The following is a 23,790-nucleotide window of genomic DNA, read 5'->3' as shown; positions in this document are numbered from 1 at the left end:
TAAGGATATGAGCAACAAGATAAAGAAAGAATTCAATAAAGAAGAAATATTAAAAATGTATGCCGAAGTGTCGAAAAACACTTTAATGGAGACATTAGAAATAGAATATATAGATGCAGGGCCCGATTTCTTAGTGGCTAAAATGCCCGTAAATCCTCGCGTACATCAACCTATGGGATTATTACACGGTGGTGCTTCTGTTGCCTTAGCAGAAAGCTTAGGAAGTGGGGCGTCATTGATGTTAATCGATCCTAAAACACAAGAAATTAGAGGAATAGAAATCTCTGCTAATCACGTGAAAAGCAAGCGTGCAGGACACGTTATTGGTACAGCCAGACTTCTACACAGAGGTAGAACGGTACACTTGTGGGAAATCCGTATTACAGACGAAAATGACGTCTTAGTTTCTATTTGTAAAATCACTAATATAGTTATAGATAAAACGAAATAATGTATTTATTCAAATGTTTAGCGAAACAGTTTGCTGACAAAAAACCTTTTGCTGTTTATCGCAAACCTAATTCTTCTGTTGGGATTGGGTTATTTCAGAAAACGTACACTTTACACCAAGTTGAAACTTTTGAGGAAAATGGTTTTGTATTAGCTCCTTTTTACGAGGGAGTTAAGTTGCTTATTCCTTTGGCAGAATCAGCAATTTTGACAGAGCAACTTGAAAACCAATTAATTGATTTACCGGAAATAACATTAAACTATCAAGATAGAGAAGCTGGGGAAGCTTTTGAGAGCTTAGTAACGAGATGTATTGCAGCTATTGAAGAAGGACAATTTGCAAAGGTAGTTCCTTCTCGTAAAGAGGCAGTTCCGTTTGATCTTGTCGATGTTTGTGCTTTATTTCAAAAGATAGCTTCTACTTATCCAACAGCATTTTGCTCAATGGTTTACCACCCTCAAGTTGGTTTATGGGTAGGAGCAACACCTGAAAGTTTATTGTCGCTAAAGGGAGATAAGTTGCACACAATGGCCTTAGCTGGTACACAAGTAAACCACGGGCAAGAAGAAGTAGCTTGGGGCTTAAAAGAGCAAGAAGAGCAGCAATATGTAACTGATTTTATTGTGGAAACACTAAAGCCATTTGCTACAAGCGTGGTTACATCAGAACCGTTTACAAAGCGCGCTGCTAAAGTGATGCATATTTGCACAACTGTAGAAGCAAGCTTAAAGCAAACCAATTTAGAGCCTATTGTGAACGCATTACACCCTACACCAGCAGTATGTGGTATGCCAAAGACGGAAGCAAGAGATTACTTGCTTAAAGAAGAGGGATACAATAGAAAATACTACGCTGGGTATTTAGGGGAATTAAATTGTGACGTAGCTGCTCAAGAAATAGAAGGAACAGATTTATATGTAAACCTGCGTTGTATGGAGATTGAGCAAGGATTTGCTAATTTGTATATTGGATGTGGGGTAACTAAAGATAGCAATCCTCAAAGTGAGTTTATAGAAACGGTGAATAAATCTTCAACAATGAAGAAAATACTTCATTAATCTATCTTACTCTTAGGTTAATGAAGGTATAAGCCAATAGAGTAGTAGTACTTTATTGCACGAATGGTCAATCAGAAGTTAGCATACGATCAGTTTTTGCTTGACCCATATAATATAACAATAAACAACAAAGAATGAAAGTAGATATATTAGCCTTTGGTGCTCATCCAGACGATGTAGAATTGGGAGCAGGGGCAACAATTGCAAAAGAAATAGACTTAGGAAAAAAAGTAGCTATTGTCGATTTGACAAGAGGAGAACTTGGAACAAGAGGTTCAGCAGAAATTCGCCACCAAGAAGCTACCGCAGCGGCAGCAATCTTAGGGGTGCATTACAGAGAAAATCTTGCGTTTAGAGATGGTTTTTTTGTGAACGATGAACAACATCAATTAGAGGTGATTAAAATGATCCGTAAATACCGTCCCGAGATTGTTTTGTGTAACGCTATTGACGATCGCCATATAGACCACGGAAAAGGTAGTAAACTTGTTTCTGATGCTTGTTTCTTATCAGGATTGCGCAAGATTGAGACAACAGTAGATGGAGTAGCACAAGAAGCTTGGAGACCTAAAGTTGTTTACCACTATATTCAGTGGAAAAACATAGAGCCAGACTTTGTTGTTGACGTAACAGGATATATGGACAAAAAAGTAGAGTCTGTATTGGCATATGGGACACAGTTTTTTGATAAAAATTCGAAAGAACCGACCACGCCAATCACTTCACAAAACTTCTTAGATAGCATTACTTATCGTGCGCAGGACCTGGGAAGGCTAATAAATAAAGATTTTGCAGAAGGATTTACAGTTGAAAGATATTTAGCAGTCAATACGTTAGCAGATTTAGTGTAATTTTTTTACGAAAAAGCTTGACAAGTATAGAAAAATCGCTAAATTTGCAACCGTTAAACAGATACACGGTGACTATAGCTCAGTTGGTTAGAGCGTCGGATTGTGGTTCCGAAGGCCGTGGGTTCGAGACCCATTAGTCACCCAACTTACATTAAGTAAGCGTTTAACACGGTGGTTATAGCTCAGCTGGTTAGAGCGTCGGATTGTGGTTCCGAAGGTCGTGGGTTCGAAACCCATTAATCACCCTACTTTTTAAGAAGAAAAATTTACACGGTGACTATAGCTCAGTTGGTTAGAGCGTCGGATTGTGGTTCCGAAGGTCGTGGGTTCGAGACCCATTAGTCACCCAAACTTCTTAAAGTAAATAATATACACGGTGACTATAGCTCAGTTGGTTAGAGCGTCGGATTGTGGTTCCGAAGGCCGTGGGTTCGAGACCCATTAGTCACCCAACCAAAGGATATCTTGTAAAAGGTATCCTTTTTTTTGTGCCTTTTTCTATTATTTTTTATTTTTTGTATTCTAAAATCTAATAATTTCTTTCTTTAACATCTCGTTAAACATAAGTTTCTCAGTGGTTTTAATTATACCTTGTACCACATTAGTACCACACAACGCCCACATTTACTCGGAAACAAGGGGTGTTTTCCGAACATCTCTCGAACTTGTGTGGTGTCAGTCTCGAACATGGTACGACTATGATTAAAACAAAAGTTGCGTAATAATAAACGAATGTTACTGTTTTACAAGGATAACAAAGAATTTAGCAAGCTTGTATTGGGGTGATAAGCATAACAAATGTCTGTTGTTTCTAATGCAAAAGTAGGAATAGCCCAAACAAAGAAATCGGCAAAGCGGTTATTTTGACATCATTTGCTATCAAATGACATCATCTGCACAATAAACGCTGTCCCACTTTTGTACTCAAATCTCCGAAACCCCTTATATGCAAAGGGATTGAAAGGGTTTTCAATGACATTAAGTCGTAAATAAACCGTAAATAAGTCGTAATTACCTCACCTAAAAGCCTTTTTTGCGAACGAATTACGACTTAATTGCGAGCTAATTACGACTCAATCTCCTTTGAGAAACTAATATAAACAGTCTAAAGTCTGTGTTTATAAGGAATTGAGATAGTTTTCTATAAAAATGTAAATAAACATCTTTATTATTTATATAGAAGGCTCTTAAAGAAACCTCTATAAGATACTGCGTATAAGATTGAAAAAAATAAATAGAAATGACGTCGCTCTTGGTGTAAACAGGGTATATTTTTATAAAATTTAGTTTACTATAAAAAACAAAGCTGTTTTTGGGAAATAAAAAAGGCATTGCTAAACAACAATGCCTCACTATTATTTTAAAATTAGAATTAACAGAACAGTTAATGCGATGCACTTTAAAGAGAGAAACGTAAACGATTGTAATTCTACTTTTCTATTGATTAAAGTTGCTATCACTAGAGTTGGTAATAAAAACACACCAATGACCATAGGGATAAATAAGTTTTTGTAAATCCATTCAAACGGGGTAGAAGTGTAGGCTTCAATAACATACAAACTTCTAACGATCCATAAAATTAGATTAATAGAGCAAAGGATAAATAAACTGATGTCAATTGTTTTAATCCATTTCATTTTTAATTTCATGGTTCAATTAGTTTTAGACGCTCAGGGGCATTTAATATTTTCCAAGCTGTCGCAAAAGCAAGTTTGGTTCGCTGTGTTAGTAGATGCATATCAATTTTATCAAAGGTATCTCCAGGAAGGTGATAATCTTCGTGTGTACCGTTAAAATAAAACATAGCAGGTACTTTATGCTTAGCAAAGCTGTAATGATCAGAACGGTAGTAGATTTGCTCCGGATGATCTTCTGCATTGTATGCATAATCTAAATCAAGATTAACCGATTCTTTATTAGCCTGTTCAGACATTTCGTTTAGGTCTAAACTCAACTTATCAGCTCCTACAACATACACATAATCACTATCTCCTTTGTATTCTTTTCCTTTTCTACCAATCATATCAATATTAATGTTAGCAATTGTGTTTTTTAAAGGAATAATAGGGTTTTCAACGTAATAACGCGAACCATACAATCCAAATTCTTCACCTGTAACGTGTAAAAATAAAACAGATCGCTTAGGCTTAATCCCATTTTCAGCAAGAGACTTGAATACACGCGCTAATTCCATTACCGCAACCGTACCCGAACCATTATCATCAGCCCCGTTATATATTTGTCCCATTAAAATTCCCAAATGATCGTAATGGGCTGTAATTACAAGTACTTCATCTGGCTTTTCACTTCCTTCAATAAAAGCCCAAATATTCTCACTATCCTTTAACTTCATTTGTGCCTTTGACATAAACGAAGCAGGAACTACTTGCGTATAGCTATCCGCTTGATTAGGAAAGGAAATATGGCGTTGTTTATAGTAGTTAACAATATAATCAGTTGCTTTTTTTTGTCCCTTTTCACCTGTACGACGCCCTTCAAAATCATCAGAAGTGATTACTTTTAAATGTTTAGCCAGCGTATCTTGATTGACCATTTCCCAATAAGAGGTTTTAGGTTGAGAAATTTCAACGATTGATTGTGATGTTTTACAGCTTGTAAACGAAAGAGTTAGTCCTAAAATACTGAATAAGAATGTGCTTTTTCTCATAGTGTAATTCTCTAATTGTTTTGGTAAAGATAGTCATATTGATAAATAAGGGGTAAGATTTTTGATTTATTACATTAGTGTTATCTTTGTTCAAACTGAAAAATCAATGAGTAAAGTTGTTTTTATTACCGGAGGTTCGTCTGGAATTGGAAAATGTGTAGGAGAGTTCCTTACTTTAAAAGGATATAAAGTATATGGAACCAGTAGAAACCCTGAAAGGGTAGTGGAAAGTAAGTTTCCTCTTGTGAAATTAGACGTACGCAATACAGAAAGCATTGTTTCTTCTATAAATGAAGTATTGGCGAAAGAAGGACAAATAGATGTTTTAATCAATAACGCTGGAGTTGGGATAACAGGACCAATAGAAGAAATTCCGGCTGAAGAGATATTCAATAACTTTCAGACAAATGTGTTTGGTCCGATTGAAGTGATTAAAGCTGTATTGCCATCAATGCGTAAAAGAAAACAAGGGTTGATTATCAATGTAACGTCTATTGCAGGTTATATGGGATTGCCTTTTAGAGGAATTTATTCATCATCAAAAAGTGCGTTAGAAATCATAACAGAATCATTGCGAATGGAGTTAAAACCATTCAATATTGAAGTTACTAATGTGGCACCAGGAGATTTTGCTACCAATATAGCATCAGGTCGCTACCACGCACCAGTAATAGAAAACTCGGATTATAAGCAGATTTACAAAATGTCACTTGATATGATGGATGAGCACGTAGATGCGGGAAATAATCCAATTGAAATGGCGCAAGCTATTTATAAAGTGATAAATACACCTAAGCCTAATGTGCGTTATAAAGTAGGGGAACCATTGCAAAAGTTCTCTTTATTCCTTAAAAAGGTGTTGCCAGGGAAAACATATGAAAAATTGCTAATGAAGCATTATAAGATCAAAGGGTAAAAAATGTCAATTAAAATGGGGGATTAGCAATATTTTAATTGTACTTTTGACATACAACATAACATAATATAATAGTATATCATTATGAAGTTTTTTATTGACACGGCTAATTTAGATCAGATTAAAGAGGCTGAAGCACTTGGAGTGTTAGATGGAGTTACAACTAACCCTTCTTTGATGGCTAAAGAAGGTATCACAGGGGCAGAAAACATTTTAAATCATTACAAATCAATCTGTGAGATTGTAGATGGTGATGTAAGTGCAGAAGTAATTTCTGTAGATTACGAAGGAATGATTAGAGAAGGAGAACAGCTTGCTGCTTTACATCCACAAATTGTTGTTAAATTACCAATGACAAAAGAGGGAATTAAAGCTTGTAAATACTTTTCTTCTAAGGGAATTAAGACAAACGTTACTTTAGTATTCTCTGCTGGGCAAGCTTTATTAGCTGCTAAAGCTGGTGCTACTTACGTTTCTCCATTTATCGGTAGATTAGATGATATCTCTACTGATGGATTAATTCTTATCCAAGAAATCCGCCAGATCTATGATAACTACGGATTTAACACTGAAATATTAGCAGCATCTGTACGTCACACTATGCACATTGTAAACTGTGCTAAAATTGGTGCTGATGTTATGACTGGACCATTGAGCGCTATTTTAGGATTGTTAAAACATCCTTTAACTGACAATGGATTAGCTCAGTTCTTAGCAGATTACGCTAAAGGAAATAAATAAGAAGGAAATTCTTATACACATTACAAACTACAAACTATTAAAAGACAGCTTTCGGGCTGTCTTTTTTTTGTACTAATTTTCTTTTTTGTTTTACAAGATGATTTTAGAGAAATTAATGAATACAGATAACTACCTAAAGTAATTTTATCATTAATTAACAGGGCTTTTTCCACAAAAATCACTAATTTAAAACTTTCAAATAAAAAAGTAATTTACAGTATGGAAGTATTGCTTACAGAGATAAAGAATAAGGTTGGAATTATAACACTAAATTCAGAGAGAACGCTAAACTCTTTGAATTATCCTATGGCTGATGCGTTGACAAAAGTATTAGAGGATTGGAAAACGAATGAAAATATTGCTTGTGTTTTCTTGCAGGGCGCAGGTGAAAAGGCATTTTGTGCCGGAGGAGATGTACGTCAGATGCACGATGCTATCATAGAACAACGTCAAATAGACGGAACAAAAGTGCCTCAAAAGTGCTTCGATTTCTTTCTAAAAGAATATCAATTAGATTATAACATACACAAATACCCTAAACCTATCGTGGTGTGGGGAAGCGGTATTGTTATGGGGGGAGGAATGGGCTTATTAGTTGGCGCTTCTCACCGCATTGTTACAGAGAAAAGTAAGTTGGCTATGCCTGAGGTTACCATTGGATTATATCCAGATGTTGGTGCTACTTACTTTTTAAACCGTATGCCGTCGGCTTATGGTGTTTATTTAGGGGTAACAGGTACTCGCTTAGATGGCGCTGATGCCTTATTCCTAAATTTAGCAGATTATTATATGGAATCATCAGAAAAAGAGGGAGTTATTAACGCGTTGGCTACTGCTGATTGGACCAAAGACCACAAAACGACTATTGATGCTATTTTAGAGAATTCTGCACGTAAAACGACTATACCTGTTTCTCAAGCGCACGAGCATCAGGAATTTATAAAACTATTTGAATCGGCTGATACTATTCAGCAATTTAGAGAAATATTGCTGTCTTATCAACCGAAAGATGAGTGGATAGAAGGAGGGTTTAAAACATTTATGGCAGGTTCTCCAAGTTCGACTCACGTTATTTTTAGACAGATACATTCAAATAAGAATATGTCTTTAGCAGAAGTGTTTCGTTCAGAGTTAAATATGTCTTGTCAATGCTCCATACACCCTGATTTTGCAGAGGGAGTTAGAGCGTTGTTAGTTGATAAAGACCAATCGCCCAAATGGCAACCTGCTACTTTTGAAGAAGTAACAGAAGCGTGGGTAGATAGTTACTTTACTCCGTTGTGGACAGCAGATACACATCCGTTAAAACACTTAGTATAAATTATGAGCGAACTTTTGAGTTCGCTTTTTTATAAGGGTAAACATTAAAAATGGAATAAAATAAAAAAGCCGGAAAATTACTTCCGGCTTTTCACTAATTATATAATGGTTTATTTTTTAACCAATGGCACCAACCAACGTACTCCACAGATTACTTGATGTTGATGTGAATCATTTAAATTGCTTAAGTTTTTATCGAATGTTGTGTTTTGATAATTATAAGAAGCAAAAAGTCTAATGTCTTTAAATAAAGGTTCAGAGAAAGGATAATATTCAAGGGCACCTTGAATTCCAACGACAGAGTATGCGTTTCCGTTGTCTAAATCGTTTCTCTTACTATACATTCCTTTTACATAAGGAACAACTTTATCAATTCTATATTTTAAACTCAACGTAGTTGCGTTGTCTTTGATATAAGTATTTCCTAAATTATTCTCTAAATCAAGTATAGAGCTATAATTAAGGTTTCTATAACCAAACATCCAGTCAGCCTCAATTTGAAGGTTATCAATGTCTAATCTATTACCGATAGTAACCCAGTTATAATATCTTGAAGCATCGTGTTGTAACAAACCATAACCATATCTTGTTTTAAGTTTACCATCAAATAACTCACCTTGCCATAATCCTAAATAACCAAAAGCTTTGTTTTTGTATTTCTCAGTTACAAAACCATCACCAGGACTTATGAATTGTAAGGTATATTTACTTTTAGGAGTGTGGTAACTTACACTTGCACCATTACTATACACTTCAATATCGGGATATATGTTTGAGTACATATATAATTCACCCCCATTATAATCAATTTCAAAAGATCCCCAACCTGTCATTAAACGACCAGCTGCAAAAGACCACTTTTCATTTGCAAAATACTCTAATACAGCAAACTCTAATGGGTTGTCGTTATTGTTTAATAGACTATAACGCATAGAGAACTCGACCTTATCCAAGAATTTTGTAGTTAAGTACATTCTTGTTTGGTTTACCTGAAAATTGCTATTATTAGTTTGTTGTCCATTAAAAGTAGTGTTAAAATCATATCTGCTATCTAAATACAAATTAAAGTAGTTAACAACGTCTTTATTTCCGTTGATTGTAAATAGAGCAGTAGGATCTGCTTTTTTAATGGTATCTGTCTGGCTATAAAGCGATGTACTCATCGCTAATAATAGGAAAAGTGATATTTTTCTCTTTATCATGTCAATTATTTATTGGCTAAGATAATTTTTTTTATAATGTTTTCATAAAAAAAGTAGTATTTTATCTTAATTATTTTTGTTATTATAAGTTTTAAATGATTTTTAGTATTTAATTTGCCTTAAAGAGTGAGGTTTTTAAGGTTACTATAAAAAGTATTAATTACTCTTTATGCTGTCTTTTCACATATAATTTAGTAAAAATGTTTTTTTACTGTAACAAATTTAATACCAAAAAATAAGACAGGGTAAGAAAAGAAAGGTGTTTTTCTCTTACAAAGAGTAAGAAGCTTTAAATCAGTTGAATAATTTTCGCCTTTTTTATATTACTTATTAGAAAAAATAAACACATTTAAGTTTAGCGTAGCTTTGGGATTGCATAAGATTGGTTTAAGTAATATGCTTTGATAATCGGAGAAAAATTAACAATAGAAGTAGCTATAAAAGCAACTTTTTTTTAATAACATATTTTAAATGTTTGTTGCTAATAAATAACTATAATTCCTAAAACGAAGCTTATCTTAAGCGAATTTGGTTCTAAAATAAGTGAATAGTAATATTGCAAGCAATAGTAGATTGTAGATATTAATGATATTTTATTAGAGAATAGTATATTTTTTATTTAGAATATCCTAAATTTGAAAAGTAATATGAATTTTAATAAAGATTTTATATATGAGTCAAGAAGTTAGAAGCTTAGAACCTAAGCAATTATGGAATAAGTTCGCTGATTTAAACGCAGTTCCACGTCCTTCTAAAAAAGAAGAACGCGTAATTGAGTTCATGATGAATTTTGGAAAAGATTTGGGATTGGCAACAATCAAAGATGAAGTTGGAAATGTCATCATTAAAAAACCTGCAACAGAAGGAATGGAGAACAGAAAAACAATTGTGATGCAATCACACTTGGATATGGTTCACCAAAAAAATAACGATACTGAGTTCGATTTCGACACACAAGGTATTGAAATGTATGTAGATGAAGAAGGATGGGTTAGAGCAAAAGGTACAACATTAGGTGCTGATAACGGTATTGGTGTTGCTACTATTATGGCTATTTTAGAGAGTACTGATATTCCTCACCCAGCAATTGAAGCTTTATTTACAATTGATGAAGAAACTGGAATGACTGGTGCTAAAGGCCTTCAAGGAGGTATGTTAGAAGGAGAAATTCTTTTAAATTTAGATACAGAAGAAGATGACGAGATTGATATCGGATGTGCTGGTGGTATTGATGTAACTGCATCTGCAGAGTATGATGAAGAAGATACTCCAGAGGCTTCAGTTGGTTACAGAATTACAGTAAAAGGATTACACGGAGGTCACTCAGGAATGGATATTCATAAAGGGTTAGGTAATGCTAACAAAATTATGAACCGTTTGTTATTTGATGCTTTCGATAATTTCGGATTACAAATTGCAAAAATCAAAGGTGGAAGTTTACGTAATGCTATTCCTCGTGAGAGTGTAGCTGAAGTGATTATTGCTAAAGTATATGACGAAGCTTTTGTTTTCGATATGAATACAATTGTTGATGATATTAAAGCTGAATTACATACAGTAGACCCTAATTTAGAAGTTATTTTCGAAAGATTAGAAGATGCTGATATGCCTAAGAAAGTTATGCCTCCTATGGCACAATATTTCTTTGTACGTTCAATGCAAACAGCTCACAATGGAGTTTATAGATTAAGTCCTGATTTTGAAGACTTAGTTGAAGCATCAAACAACATTGCTAAAGTAGATGTAGCTGATGGTAAATTAACAGTAAAATGTTTAACAAGATCATCTGTAGAATCATCTAAAATGGATGTTGCTAACGGATTGCGTTCTGCTTTTGAATTAATGGGATGTGAAGTTGAATTTTCAGGTTCTTACCCAGGATGGAGTCCAAACGCTGAATCTGAAATTAAAGACATCTTAGTTGATATTTATGAAAGACAAGTAGGGGAGAAACCAAATGTAGTTGCTTGTCACGCTGGATTAGAGTGTGGTATTTTAGGAACTAATTATCCTGATATGGATATGATTTCTTTTGGTCCTACAATTAGAGGAGCTCACTCTCCAGTAGAAAGAGCAAACATTGCATCTGTTCAGAAGTTCTGGAAATTTGTATTGCAAATTTTAAAGGAAATTCCTGTAAAACAATAATCTGTTTAGATTATATAAAACAAAGAGCTGTATCTTGTAAAAAGATGCAGCTCTTTTTGTTTTTCAAAAAAAGAACGTTCATAAGACTAATTAATTGTAAATATGATAGAATTTAAGTAATTATTTATATTGATTACTAATTTTAAGACAATATTATATTTGCCAACGAATTAGAATTTGTAATTTGGCAAAAACAAAAATTTAAAAACTCTTATAATATGAAAAAATCGTTTTTAGCTATCACAATGATGGGGCTTTTAGTAATGTCTTGTGGGCAAAAAAAAGAAGAGAATAAAGATGTAGTTACAGAAACAACAGAACAAGTTGAAACTGCAAAAACAGAATTAACTCATTCGATTGAGTGGACTGCTTTTAAAACACCTGAGAAAGTAGGGGTTAAAGGTACGTTCTCAGATGTGAAATTACTTGATGTTAAAGAAGCTACAACGTTAGAAGAATCTTTAAAAGGAGCTGCATTTATCGTAACAACATCAACTGTTAGCACAAATGATGCTGGTAGAGATGAGAAATTAAAAGTTGAATTCTTTGCTAAAATGGTTGGGAATATCAATGGTTTCTTTGGAGAGTTCAAAGACGGAAAAGTTGTAGTAAACTTAACAATGAATGGGGTAACAAAAGAGAAAGAGTTTACTTATGTTGTAGAAGGCAATACTATGAAAATCAACGGATCAATTGATATATTAGGGGATTTCGTAGCACAAACTGCATTTGATAGTTTACACGAAGCTTGTAAAGATTTACACGCTGGTAAAACATGGAGTGATGTAGAGATTGCAGTAGAGATTAAAAAATAATTTGCAATAAATACCGAATTGAAGAGGAATATTACTAAATATTCCTCTTTTTTTTTAACTTTGCATTCCAAATAAATTATCTATTTTAAGATATGTTAGATAGACTACAAATTATAAAGCAACGTTTTGACGAAGTTTCTGACTTAATTATTCAGCCGGATGTAATCGCTGACCAAAAACGTTACGTACAATTAAATAAAGAATATAAAGATTTAAAACAACTTGTTGATAAACGAGTTGAGTATATGAATCTTACAGCTAATCTTGAAGAAGCTAATGAAATCATCGCTGACGGTAGTGATGCTGAGATGGTAGAAATGGCTAAAATGCAATTAGATGAAGCTAAAGAACGTTTACCTGAATTAGAAGAAGAGATTAAATTCTTACTTATACCAAAGGATCCTGAGGATGCAAAGAACGTAATGGTAGAGGTACGTGCTGGTACTGGTGGTGATGAAGCAAGTATCTTTGCAGGAGATTTATACAGAATGTACACTAAATACTGTGAAAGTAGAGGGTGGAGAACTTCTGTTGTAGATGTTAACGAAGGAAGTGCTGGTGGATATAAAGAGGTTATCTTTGAAGTAACAGGAGAAGACGTATACGGAACGTTGAAGTTTGAAGCAGGTGTACACCGTGTACAACGTGTTCCACAAACTGAAACCCAAGGACGTGTTCACACTTCTGCTGCTACTGTAATGGTATTACCTGAAGCAGAGGAATTTGATGTACAAATTGATATGAATGATGTTCGTATTGACTTATTCTGTTCATCAGGTCCTGGAGGTCAGTCAGTAAATACAACTAAATCAGCTGTACGTATGACGCATATTCCAACAGGATTAGTAGCTCAATGTCAAGATGAGAAATCACAACATAAGAATAAAGATAAAGCTTTATCTGTATTGCGTTCTCGTTTATACGAAATGGAGTTAGCTAAGAAACAAGCTGTAGATGCTCAAAAACGTAGCTCACAAGTTAGTAGTGGAGATAGATCTGCTAAGATTAGAACTTATAACTACCCACAAGGACGTGTAACGGATCACCGTATTGGTTTGACGTTATATGATTTGGATGGTGTTATGAACGGAAATATCCAGAAAATTATTGATGAATTACAATTAGTTAGCAATACTGAGAAGCTTAAAGAAAGCGAAGTATTCTAATTTATTTTAATGAACTTATATAACCACACATACGTTATTTGTATTGTGTGGTTTTTTTTAAACTTATACTACCATGACAACACAACAATTAGTAGAACAAATAGTTAAGAAGAAATCATTTCTTTGTATCGGATTAGACGTTGATTTAGCAAAGATTCCAGCTACTTTTCTACAAGAGGAAGATCCTATCTTTAGTTTTAATAAAGCTATTATTGATGCTACGCACGACATCACTGTGGCATACAAACCAAATATTGCTTTCTATGAAGCGTACGGACTAAAAGGATGGACTTCTTTGAAGAAAACGATTGATTATTTGAATGCAAATTATCCTGAGGTGTACACCATTGCTGATGCTAAACGTGGAGACATTGGAAATACAGCTACTATGTATGCAAAGGCATTTTTTGAAGATATGGCTTTTGACAGTGTAACTGTTGCTCCATATATGGGAAAAGATTCAGTAGAACCCTTTTTAGAGTTTGAAAACAAACACACTATTTTGTTAGCTTTAACTTCAAATAAAGGAGCGTTTGATTATCAAACTCAGAAGGTAGGAGATAAGGAATTGTACCAAGTAGTTTTGGAAACTTCTAAGTCTTACAAAAACTCTGAAAACCTAATGTATGTGGTAGGAGCTACCAAAGCAGAGTATTTCAAAGAAATCAGAAAGATAGTTCCGGATAGTTTCCTACTTGTTCCTGGAGTTGGAGCACAAGGAGGTAGTTTAAAAGATGTATGTGAGTTTGGGTTTAATAGTCAAGTAGGTTTATTAATCAATTCATCACGAGGAATTATCTATGCTTCTAATGGTACTGATTTTGCTGAAAGAGCGCGAGAAGAGGCTCTTGTTCTACAAAAAGAAATGGAAGAGATAATAAAAAATAAGCTATAAGCAATGATTGTATTAAAAGACCAAATAGGTCAAGAACATACTTTTACAAGTAGACCGAAACGAATTGTGTCTTTGGTTCCTTCACAAACAGAAACATTGTTTGACTTAGGACTGGAAGATGAGATTGTTGGGATTACTAAATTTTGTGTACATCCATATCATTTAAAAGTTACGAAGACTAACGTTGGAGGAACTAAAAAGGTACACAAAGAGAAAATAAGATTATTAGAGCCAGATATTATTATTTGCAATAAAGAAGAAAATACTTTAGAAATAGTAGAAAGCTTAAAAGAGATTTGTCCTGTTTGGGTAACGGATGTTATCACATTAGAGGATAATTTGAAGATGATAGAAGATTTTGGTGTGTTGTTTAACAAACGTACAGAATCAAGAAAGTGGATTGATAAATTGCGTTTTGCTCAGAAAGATTTTATGTCTTTTGTAAGTGATAAACCAAGTTACACAGCTGCTTATTTTATTTGGAGAGAGCCATTTATGGTAGCTGGTAAAGATACGTTTATCAATGAATTGATGACTCTTTGTAAGTTTGAAAACGTTTATGCTAACAGAGAGGAAAGATACCCTGAAATAGAATTGAGAAAGATTCGTATTCAGGGAGATCCAGAGTTGGTATTTTTATCATCAGAGCCGTTTCCTTTTAAAGAAGAACACGCTTTTGAAATAGGTCGTTTCACACATCACGGAAAAACCGTTTTTGTAGATGGAGAAATGTTCTCTTGGCATGGTACTCATCTATTTAGAGCATTTGATTACTTCAAACAGATACATGAAAGAATAGAATAAAGAAAAAGCGAGTAATTTTCATTACTCGCTTTTTAACTAACCCTAACTATTATGAAATCAATCATTTTTGATAAAACAAATTTCAGAAAATAATTTGATAATAGCGGTTAATTGAATGTTATATAAATGTTATTTTATTTATTTATCTAAAAAATATTTAATCCTTTAAACAAAGACTTCTTTTCCTGTTTTTTCTCTGATTTTTTATCTTTAGAATTGCTTGATGTGCTTTTTTGTCCACTCTTCTTTAAATTATCTTGAATTGAGAATACATCTTGCAAGAGTTTTGTATTTCTGGCAAGTCCAGAGTTTGCTCGAATTTTATTCTCTTCAACAGCAATCATTTTGAAAACTCCACTCATTGTTTCATTAGTAACGTAATCTGTTAAATCTGTGTTTACAGGAGAAACTAATGGTAAATTGTTATACGTAGAAAAGATAGTTTCCCATACTTTATCTGCACCAACTGTAGCTAAAGACTCGTTAATAACAGGAGAAAACTTTTTGTATAAAGCAGTTTTTGTGTTTGTTTGTAAGTAGTCAGTGGCAGCAGATTCTCCTCCAATTAAAATATTTTTAGCGTCATTAAAGGAAATATTTTGAACAGCATCTAAAAAGATAGGAGTAGCTTCCTTCACAGCTGATTCAGCAGCTCTATTAAGTAAAAGTAAACCTTGATCAGCTAAACTACCCATTCCGATTTTTCTTAGTGTTTTATCAACTTTTTGAATTTCTTCAGGTAATAAAATTTTAACCAATTCATTTTTAAAGAAACCATCTTTTTGAGTTAACGTACTCACTTGGTCAGTAATACCTTTAGTAAGTGCTTCTTTAAGTCCGTTTGCTGCTTTGTCTTGGCTCAAGCTGTTAAGTAACGTCGTTGTTGTTTGTTTCTTTTGAGCTTGCATTGGTAAAGCTACTCCACCTGTTAATGTAATAGCTAATGCCAGAACCAAAAATTTGTTTTTCATTATGTTATTTATGTTTAAATTATAATAAGCTATCTGCTTCTAATCGAATGGCAGAAAGGGCTATTTCTATTTTACGTTGTAACTGAATGTTTTCAGTAAGTAATACTTCTCTTAACGCAGTAGCATTAGCTACTGATGGATGTTGCGCTGTTTGATGTACTGATGAGATAATTGTATTTTTAGTTTGAAGTACTATTTGCCATAGTTCATTTGTAACGTAAATTTGTTGGGAGATATTATAATCAAACTCTTGTTCAATATGTTGTATTAAAGCAAATTGATAAGTGTTTTTATCCTCAGAAACAGGTTCTATACGCAATACCAACTTCTTTAAATCAATGCGTTCAATTAAGATAACTAACCTTTCACAAGCTTGTAGCTTCAAAGCTGTAGTGTCAATAGTAGCTTTATTTTCTTCTTTTTTCTTTAATTGTTCTAATAAGTAGAAGTCTTTTTTAGACTGACGCTCTAAGATTTTACTAAAATATACGTAAGACAATGCTGCAGTAGTTAAAGCAGGTAACGTATATCCTATAATCTCTAATATAAAATCTGTTTTCATAGCTTTTTTGATTTGGTACAAAAATAGGGAATAATATTATCTGGCATAATTTTTTATAACATCAATAACTTGTTATAAAGGGATAGGAATTGTAATTTTGAACTTTTTCGAGGAAATAGATATGCAAAATTATATTGATCAATTAAATGAGGCTCAAAGAGCGCCTGTCCTTCAGAAAGATGGACCAATGATAGTGATAGCGGGAGCAGGTTCGGGTAAGACAAGGGTTTTAACTTTACGTATTGCTTATTTAATGCATCAAGGTGTTGATGCGTTTAATATTTTAGCATTGACATTTACAAATAAAGCAGCTCGTGAAATGAAACACAGAATTGCTCAAATAGTAGGTAATTCTGAGGCTAAAAATTTATGGATGGGAACTTTCCACTCTGTTTTTGCTAAGATTTTAAGAGCTGAATCGGATAGACTTGGGTATCCGGGAAACTTCTCTATTTATGATTCTCAAGATAGTCAGCGTTTAATCGGTCAGATTATTAAAGAGATGCAATTAGATCGTGATATCTATAAACCTAAAGAAGTACTTAGCCGTATTTCATCTTATAAAAACAGTTTGATCACTGTTAAATCTTATTTTGAAAATCCGGAGTTACAAGAAGCAGATGCTATGAGTAAACGTCCGCGTATTGGTGAGATTTACAATAACTACGTAGAAAGATGTTTTAAGTCAGGAGCAATGGATTTTGATGATTTGCTTTTAAAGACAAATGAATTATTGACACGTTTTCCTGATGTGTTGGCAAAGTATCAAGATCGCTTTAGATACATTTTAGTAGATGAGTACCAAGATACAAATCACTCGCAGTATTTGATTGTACGTGCTTTGTCTGATCGTTTTCAAAATATATGTGTAGTTGGTGATGATGCGCAAAGTATTTATGCTTTCCGTGGAGCAAACATCAACAACATTCTTAACTTCCAAAAGGATTATGAGGGAGTACAAACCTATCGTTTGGAGCAAAACTATCGTTCTACACGTAATATTGTTGAAGCAGCAAATACTGTTATCGACAAGAATAAAGTGAAGCTTGAAAAGGTAGTTTGGACTGCTAATGATTTTGGGCCAAAGATTAAAGTACACCGTTCATTAACAGATGGAGAAGAAGGTCGCTTTGTTGCTTCAACCATTTTTGAAGAGAAAATGGTAAATCAAAAAAATAATGGTGATTTTGCTATCCTATATAGAACCAACGCACAATCTCGAGCTATGGAAGATGCATTGCGCAAAAAAGATATTCCTTATCGTATTTACGGAGGATTATCGTTTTACCAAAGAAAAGAGATCAAGGATGTTTTAAGTTACCTTAGATTAGTTATTAATCCAAAGGATGAAGAGGCTTTGGTACGTGTAATTAACTATCCAGCCCGTGGTATTGGAAATACAACAATGGATAAATTAACTATTGCTGCTAATCATTATAAACGTTCTATCTATGAGATTATTGAGCATATTGATAAAATAGACTTAAAGATTACTGCTGGTACTCGTAACAAATTGAGCGATTTTGGTTTAATGATTAAGGCTTTTCAAGCTTTGGATGAAACTATGGATGCGTATCAGTTAACAGAGCATATAGCCAAAAAAACAGGATTAGTACAAGAACTTAGAAAAGATACAACGCCTGAAGGTATTACTCGTATGGAAAACATTGAGGAGTTACTGAATGGTATTAAGGATTTTATTGAAGGACAGAAAGAGGTAGATGGAGCAAGAGGGTCTTTAAGTGAATTTCTTGAAGATGTGGCTTTAGCTACTGATTTAGACAAGGATACAGGAGAAGATGACCGTGTGGCCTTGATGACTATTCACTTGGCAAAAGGACTTGAGTTTCCAACCGTATTTTGTGTTGGAATGGAGGAAGATTTGTTTCCAAGCGCGATGAGTATGAATACGCGTAGTGAGTTGGAAGAAGAAAGACGTCTATTCTATGTGGCATTAACCCGTGCAGAACATCAGGCGTATTTGACTTACGCTCAATCAAGATATCGTTGGGGAAAATTAGTTGATTGTGATCCATCAAGATTTATTGAAGAGATAGATGATCAATACTTAGAGTATTTAACTCCTGTTGAAACAAACTATCGCTATAAACCAACTATCAATGCTGATATATTTGGTGACGTAGATAAAAGTAAATTAAGGTTAAAAAAGCCAGAGAATGGTACTCCTCCAGCTTATATTACTAATAGCGAAGAACCTAAGCAAGATAGAAATATCCGCAAACTTAAGCCAGTAAATTCAAGTTCAAAAAGTACTGGTGTTGCAGCTGATAATCAAGGGTTAATTGTTGGCCAAACCGTAATGCATGAAAGATTTGGGAAAGGAGTAATCTTGAATTTAGAAGGAGTAGGGGCTGATAAGAAAGCTGAAATAAAATTTGATGTAGGAGGGATTAAAAAATTGCTACTAAGGTTTGCCAAACTACAGGTTTTGTCGTAATTTGTAAAAGTATTTAAGAAGTAAAAGAAATGTCACAGTTAATTAAAATATATCCAGAAAATCCGAATGAAAAAGAGATTGACAGAGTTGTTAAGATCTTGAGAGAAGGAGGTTTAGTTATTTATCCTACTGATACTGTATATGGGTTAGGCTGTGATATCACAAATTCTAAAGCTTTAGAGAAAATTGCAAAAATTAAAGGTGTAAAACTTGAGAAAGCTAACTTCTCTTTTATATGTTATGATTTGAGTAATATATCTGATTATGTTAAACAAATAGATACAGCAACATTCAAGATTCTTAAAAAAGCATTACCAGGTCCATATACTTTTATTTTACCTGGTAATAATGACTTGCCAAAGGATTTTAAAAAGAAAAAAACGGTTGGTATTCGTGTTCCTGATAATAATATAGCACGTGAAATTGTAAAGAAATTAGGTAATCCTATTGTTTCAACATCTATTTACGATGAAGATGCGATATTAGAATACACAACAGATCCTGAACTTATCTATGAAAAATGGCAAAATACAGTTGATTTAGTTATTGATGGGGGGTATGGTAATAATGAAGCCTCTACAGTAATTGATTTATCTGGTTCTGAGCCAGAAATTGTTAGAGAAGGTAAGGGATCAATAGATATATTTTAAGAAAATATACTGATAAGTAATAAATTTGTTCAATTAATAAAGTTAAATCGCAGTTATATATCATATAACCTGAATAAAATTAGGGGAATTCAAACTGAATTATTATTTTTGTAACTGTTTATATTAAAAGCTAAACGTATCACACTATGAATTTACATGAATTTCAAGGTAAAGAAATATTAGCTAGCTACGGTGTAAGAGTACAACGTGGATTAGTAGCTAACAACGCAGAAGAGGCAGTTGAAAAAGCAAAACAACTTACAGACGAAACTGGTACAAGTTGGTATGTAATCAAAGCTCAAATCCACGCTGGAGGAAGAGGTAAAGGAGGAGGAGTTAAGTTGGCTAAAAACTTAGAAGAAGTTAAAGAAATTGCTGGTAAAATTATCGGTATGGATTTAATTACTCCACAAACACCACCTACTGGTAAAAGAGTTAACCGTGTGTTAGTTGCAGAAGATGTATACTATCCAGGAGAAAGCGAAACATCTGAATTTTACATGTCTGTATTATTAGATAGAGCTAAAGGACGTAATATGATTATGTATTCTACTGAAGGTGGAATGGATATTGAAGACGTTGCTGAAAAAACTCCACACTTAATTTTTAAGGAAGAGATTGACCCTGCTGTAGGATTACAAGGTTTCCAAGCAAGAAGAATTGCTTTCAACTTAGGATTATCAGGAAATGCATTCAAAGAAATGGTTAAATTCGTAGATGCTTTATACAGAGCATACATTGGAAGTGATTCTTCAATGTTCGAAATTAACCCAGTATTAAAAACATCTGATGATAAAATTTTAGCAGTAGATGCTAAAGTAACATTAGATGATAATGCATTATACAGACAAAAAACTTATGCTGAATACAGAGATTTCTCTGAAGAAAGACCAATCGAGGTAGAAGCAAACGCTGCTGGATTAAACTATGTTGATTTAGACGGTACAGTAGGATGTATGGTTAATGGAGCTGGATTAGCTATGGCAACTATGGATTTAATTAAGTATGCTGGTTTTGAACCTGCTAACTTTTTAGACGTAGGTGGAACTGCTGATGCTAAACGTGTTGAAACAGCTTTCCGTATTATCTTAAAAGATCCAAACGTAAAAGCAATTTTAATTAACATCTTTGGTGGTATCGTTCGTTGTGACCGTGTTGCTCAAGGAGTTGTTGATGCATACAAAAATATGGGAGATGATATCAATGTTCCAATTATCGTTCGTTTACAAGGAACAAACGCTGAATTGGCAAAAGAATTAATCGACCAATCAGGTATGCCAATCTTATCTGCAGTTGCTTTCCAAGAAGCTGCTGATCAAGTTAAAGCTGCATTATCTTAATCTATAGATTAAATATACATATAAAGGAAGCCAGATATTTTACATATCTGGCTTCCTTTATTTATAATCTCCTGATTTAATAATTATTTCATTGGTTTATATATCTATTGTGCTACTTGTCTATAATTTCCATATTTAATCATAAGTACAGATAAAAATAAAATATTTAATTCTGAGAGGATTGTTGATATTGTTAGTATAATGAAGAACATCTATAAACTATAAAAGGGTATTCAATATTTGAATACCCTTTTATTATGATAATTATTTATTCTTTTTACCATTATTAAACTTTATTCCAGCAAAAGGAGAATCATTCTTCTTTCTATTAAAGTTTTTAGCTTTTGAAGAATCATTCGTTTTCTTAGAATAAGTTTTACTTTCTATTTTTTGTTTAGGTGCGGAAGTTTTTACTTTATAAGAACCTTCTTTCTTAAACTCTTTTTTATGTGTAGCTAAAACTTCCATAGGATTTTTTGGTTCTTCTTTAGTTCCTCTTAAATAAATAACTAAAGCATTTAAAAAATTTCTTAATACTTGATCTCCACATTCAACATATTTAGGATGATCTTCATTTCTAAAGAAATTACCTATTTCACCTTTTGACATACGAAAATCAACTAGTTCAAGTATTTCAACAATTTGATCATCTCTAAGTTGCAATGCAACACGTAATTTTTTAAAAATATCGTTATTCGTCATTTTAATTCTAATTTTGGCAAAGGTAAATTAAAAAGTTTAAAGTTTATCTTTTAAAGCTTTTATTTCATCTCTAAGTTTAGCTGCATTAATAAAATCTAAATCTTTCGCTGATTTTTCCATTGCTTTTCTCTTATCACGTATCATTTTTTCAATATCAGCTTTAGACTTGTATTTTGTAGATTCTTCAGCAGCTTTTAAGATAGATTCTTTTTGAATCTCATCATAAGAGTTTTTAACTAATTCACTACTTATTTTTTTATTAAGTGCAGTAGGTACTTTGTTGTGATTTTTATTATAAATCATTTGCTTTTCCCTGCGATAAGCAGTTTCGTCAATAGTTTTTTGCATACTTGCCGTTATCTTATCAGCATACATAATAGCTTTACCATTAACATTACGAGCTGCTCTTCCAACAGTCTGAGTTAAAGATCTATGACTTCTTAAGAAACCTTCTTTATCAGCATCTAATATCGCAACTAAAGAAACTTCTGGTAAATCAAGTCCTTCTCTTAAAAGGTTAACACCAATTAAAACATCAAATAATCCCTTCCTCAAATCTTGCATGATTTCAACTCTTTCAAGCGTATCAATATCAGAATGTATATACCTACATCTAATACCGACTCTTGTAAAATATTTAGCAAGTTCTTCAGCCATTCTTTTAGTTAGAGTTGTAACCAAAGTTCTCTCATCAACTTCTACTCTTTGTTGAATCTCTTCAATAAGATCATCTATTTGATTTTCAGAAGGTCTTAACTCTATGATAGGGTCTAATAAACCAGTAGGTCTAATCAATTGCTCTACAACTACACCTTCAGATTTTTGCAATTCATAATCAGCGGGAGTTGCAGAAACATAAATTACTTGATTTTGCATAGATTCAAACTCCTCAAATTTCAAAGGCCTATTATCTAAGGCAGCAGGTAGTCTAAATCCATACTCAACCAGATTCTCTTTTCTTGATCTATCACCTCCATACATAGCATGTACCTGTGATATAGTAACGTGACTTTCGTCAACAACCATTAAATAATCATCGGGAAAATAATCTAACAAGCAGAAAGGTCTTGTTCCAGGATCTCTACCATCTAAATAGCGAGAGTAATTCTCAATTCCAGAACAATAACCAAGTTCTCTAATCATTTCTAAATCAAAATTAGTTCTTTCCTCTAATCTTTTAGCCTCTAAATGCTTACCTATTTCCTTGAAGTACTCAACTTGTTTAACCATGTCTTGTTGTATTTCCCATATTGCATTTTGCAAAACATCAGGAGAAGTAACAAACATATTTGCAGGATAGATTGTAAGTTTAGTAAACTTCTCTATTACTTGTGAGTCTGTTGCATTAAAAACTTCTATATCTTCTATTTCATCACCAAAAAAATGAATACGGAATGGATTATCAGCATAACTAGGAAACACTTCAATTATATCACCTTTGATTCTAAAATTACCTGGTCCAAAATCAGCTTCTGTTCTAGAGTATAAACTTTGAACAAGTTTATGTAATAATTGTGTTCGAGATATTTCTTGATCCAGTTCTACAGTAATAACATTTTTTTGAAATTCAATAGGGTTACCAATACCATAAAGACAAGATACAGATGCAACAACAAGAATATCTCTTCTACCAGATAATAGGGCAGAAGTAGTACTAAGGCGCATCTTTTCTAATTCATCATTTATTGATAAATCCTTTTCTATGTATTGTCCTGTGACTGGAATGAATGCTTCAGGTTGATAATAATCATAATAAGATACGAAATACTCAACAGCATTATTAGGAAAGAAGTTTTTAAATTCTGTATATAGCTGAGCAGCTAAAGTTTTATTATGTGCTAAGACAAGAGTAGGACGTTGCACTTCTTGAATTACATTAGCAACAGTAAAAGTTTTACCTGAACCTGTTACACCAACAAGAGTTTGAAACTGTTCATTAGCTATAACCCCTTGACTTAATTTTTTAATTGCTTCAGGCTGATCTCCAGTAGGAGCATATTCTGAATTTATTTTGAATTCCATACTAAATAATAACTTATACAAAGTTACTTATTTAAATGAAAAAAGCGCAA

Annotated in this window: 20 protein-coding genes and 4 tRNA genes; 18 read left to right on the top strand and 6 right to left on the bottom strand. The window is 33.3% G+C overall.

Features of this window, described 5'->3' with window-relative positions; translation table 11 throughout:
* Nucleotides 1-7 precede the first annotated feature (7 nt).
* The 7 genes from BLT46_RS07230 to BLT46_RS07200 all read left to right on the top strand — a co-directional run bounded on the left by BLT46_RS07230 (nucleotide 8) and on the right by BLT46_RS07200 (nucleotide 2,810).
* On the top strand, nucleotides 8-451 hold the full coding sequence (locus BLT46_RS07230; protein ID WP_090408424.1) for a PaaI family thioesterase: 444 nt from the start codon (nucleotides 8-10) through the stop codon (nucleotides 449-451).
* A complete protein-coding gene (locus tag BLT46_RS07225; protein ID WP_090408421.1) occupies nucleotides 451-1,509 on the top strand; it encodes a chorismate-binding protein in 1,059 nt (352 codons plus the stop codon). The genes BLT46_RS07230 and BLT46_RS07225 overlap by 1 nt, the downstream gene beginning before the upstream one ends.
* A 134-nt stretch (nucleotides 1,510-1,643) precedes the next feature.
* A complete protein-coding gene (gene bshB1 / locus BLT46_RS07220) occupies nucleotides 1,644-2,360 on the top strand; it encodes a bacillithiol biosynthesis deacetylase BshB1 (protein ID WP_090408418.1) in 717 nt (238 codons plus the stop codon).
* Between the two features lie 68 nt (nucleotides 2,361-2,428).
* Nucleotides 2,429-2,502, top strand: a tRNA-His gene (locus BLT46_RS07215).
* Nucleotides 2,503-2,531: 29 nt separating this feature from the next.
* A tRNA-His gene (locus tag BLT46_RS07210) sits at nucleotides 2,532-2,605 on the top strand.
* A gap of 28 nt (nucleotides 2,606-2,633) precedes the next feature.
* Nucleotides 2,634-2,707, top strand: a tRNA-His gene (locus BLT46_RS07205).
* Between the two features lie 29 nt (nucleotides 2,708-2,736).
* A tRNA-His gene (locus BLT46_RS07200) sits at nucleotides 2,737-2,810 on the top strand.
* Between the two features lie 1,195 nt (nucleotides 2,811-4,005).
* Here the strand turns inward: BLT46_RS07200 and BLT46_RS07190 are convergent.
* Entirely contained in the window at nucleotides 4,006-5,028 is a 1,023-nt protein-coding gene (locus BLT46_RS07190) for a M28 family metallopeptidase (RefSeq protein WP_090408412.1), read from the bottom strand.
* A gap of 106 nt (nucleotides 5,029-5,134) precedes the next feature.
* Between BLT46_RS07190 and BLT46_RS07185 the strand changes: the two genes are divergently transcribed.
* From BLT46_RS07185 to BLT46_RS07175, 3 genes are all read left to right on the top strand, one after another.
* Nucleotides 5,135-5,944 (top strand): SDR family oxidoreductase, encoded by an 810-nt coding sequence (locus tag BLT46_RS07185; RefSeq protein WP_090408409.1) that lies wholly within the window; start codon nucleotides 5,135-5,137, stop codon nucleotides 5,942-5,944.
* 84 nt (nucleotides 5,945-6,028) lie between these two features.
* Nucleotides 6,029-6,685, top strand: coding sequence for a fructose-6-phosphate aldolase (fsa, locus tag BLT46_RS07180; protein ID WP_090408407.1), 657 nt, complete (start codon nucleotides 6,029-6,031; stop codon nucleotides 6,683-6,685).
* Nucleotides 6,686-6,904: 219 nt separating this feature from the next.
* Nucleotides 6,905-8,005, top strand: coding sequence for an enoyl-CoA hydratase/isomerase family protein (locus tag BLT46_RS07175; protein WP_090408404.1), 1,101 nt, complete (start codon nucleotides 6,905-6,907; stop codon nucleotides 8,003-8,005).
* A gap of 110 nt (nucleotides 8,006-8,115) precedes the next feature.
* Here the strand turns inward: BLT46_RS07175 and BLT46_RS07170 are convergent, their stop codons facing one another.
* A complete protein-coding gene (locus tag BLT46_RS07170; RefSeq protein WP_090408401.1) occupies nucleotides 8,116-9,207 on the bottom strand; it encodes a porin in 1,092 nt (363 codons plus the stop codon).
* Nucleotides 9,208-9,879: 672 nt separating this feature from the next.
* Between BLT46_RS07170 and BLT46_RS07165 the strand changes: the two genes are divergently transcribed.
* From BLT46_RS07165 to BLT46_RS07145, 5 genes are all read left to right on the top strand, one after another.
* The gene (locus BLT46_RS07165; protein WP_090408398.1) at nucleotides 9,880-11,355 is read left to right on the top strand and encodes an aminoacyl-histidine dipeptidase; all 1,476 of its coding nucleotides are present in this window, start codon (nucleotides 9,880-9,882) and stop codon (nucleotides 11,353-11,355) included.
* Nucleotides 11,356-11,573: 218 nt separating this feature from the next.
* A complete protein-coding gene (locus BLT46_RS07160) occupies nucleotides 11,574-12,170 on the top strand; it encodes a YceI family protein (protein ID WP_090408393.1) in 597 nt (198 codons plus the stop codon).
* A 92-nt stretch (nucleotides 12,171-12,262) separates the two neighbouring features.
* Entirely contained in the window at nucleotides 12,263-13,336 is a 1,074-nt protein-coding gene (gene prfA, locus BLT46_RS07155) for a peptide chain release factor 1 (protein ID WP_090408390.1), read from the top strand.
* A gap of 73 nt (nucleotides 13,337-13,409) precedes the next feature.
* Nucleotides 13,410-14,231 (top strand): orotidine-5'-phosphate decarboxylase, encoded by an 822-nt coding sequence (gene pyrF, locus BLT46_RS07150; RefSeq protein WP_090408387.1) that lies wholly within the window; start codon nucleotides 13,410-13,412, stop codon nucleotides 14,229-14,231.
* 3 nt (nucleotides 14,232-14,234) lie between these two features.
* Nucleotides 14,235-15,035 (top strand): ABC transporter substrate-binding protein, encoded by an 801-nt coding sequence (locus tag BLT46_RS07145; RefSeq protein WP_090408384.1) that lies wholly within the window; start codon nucleotides 14,235-14,237, stop codon nucleotides 15,033-15,035.
* 146 nt (nucleotides 15,036-15,181) lie between these two features.
* Here BLT46_RS07145 and BLT46_RS07140 read toward each other — a convergent pair whose 3' ends face one another.
* Nucleotides 15,182-16,006: a DUF4197 domain-containing protein gene (locus BLT46_RS07140; protein ID WP_090408381.1), complete on the bottom strand. Its 825-nt coding sequence runs from the start codon at nucleotides 16,004-16,006 to the stop codon at nucleotides 15,182-15,184.
* Between the two features lie 19 nt (nucleotides 16,007-16,025).
* Nucleotides 16,026-16,568 (bottom strand): DUF7935 family protein, encoded by a 543-nt coding sequence (locus BLT46_RS07135; protein WP_090408378.1) that lies wholly within the window; start codon nucleotides 16,566-16,568, stop codon nucleotides 16,026-16,028.
* A gap of 121 nt (nucleotides 16,569-16,689) precedes the next feature.
* Between BLT46_RS07135 and BLT46_RS07130 the strand changes: the two genes are divergently transcribed.
* From BLT46_RS07130 to sucC, 3 genes are all read left to right on the top strand, one after another.
* Nucleotides 16,690-19,026: an ATP-dependent helicase gene (locus BLT46_RS07130; RefSeq protein WP_090408375.1), complete on the top strand. Its 2,337-nt coding sequence runs from the start codon at nucleotides 16,690-16,692 to the stop codon at nucleotides 19,024-19,026.
* A 29-nt stretch (nucleotides 19,027-19,055) separates the two neighbouring features.
* Nucleotides 19,056-19,676, top strand: a complete 621-nt coding sequence (locus BLT46_RS07125) for an L-threonylcarbamoyladenylate synthase (RefSeq protein ID WP_090408373.1) — start codon at nucleotides 19,056-19,058, stop codon at nucleotides 19,674-19,676.
* 146 nt (nucleotides 19,677-19,822) lie between these two features.
* Nucleotides 19,823-21,016 carry an ADP-forming succinate--CoA ligase subunit beta gene (gene sucC, locus BLT46_RS07120; RefSeq protein WP_090408371.1) on the top strand — a complete coding sequence of 398 codons (1,194 nt, stop codon included), beginning with the start codon at nucleotides 19,823-19,825 and terminating at the stop codon, nucleotides 21,014-21,016.
* Nucleotides 21,017-21,280: 264 nt separating this feature from the next.
* Here sucC and BLT46_RS07115 read toward each other — a convergent pair whose 3' ends face one another.
* Both BLT46_RS07115 and uvrB read right to left on the bottom strand, forming a co-directional pair.
* Entirely contained in the window at nucleotides 21,281-21,718 is a 438-nt protein-coding gene (locus tag BLT46_RS07115; RefSeq protein ID WP_090408368.1) for a DUF1456 family protein, read from the bottom strand.
* A 36-nt stretch (nucleotides 21,719-21,754) separates the two neighbouring features.
* A complete protein-coding gene (gene uvrB, locus BLT46_RS07110; RefSeq protein WP_090408366.1) occupies nucleotides 21,755-23,740 on the bottom strand; it encodes an excinuclease ABC subunit UvrB in 1,986 nt (661 codons plus the stop codon).
* Between the last annotated feature and the right edge of the window lie 50 nt (nucleotides 23,741-23,790).

Origin of the sequence: Myroides phaeus, from assembly GCF_900099675.1 — a bacterium.
In the GTDB taxonomy this organism is placed as follows: Bacteria; Bacteroidota; Bacteroidia; order Flavobacteriales; family Flavobacteriaceae; genus Flavobacterium; species Flavobacterium phaeum.
Note: the sequence above shows the minus strand (reverse complement) of the source record. Positions and strands in the feature narration are given on the sequence as shown.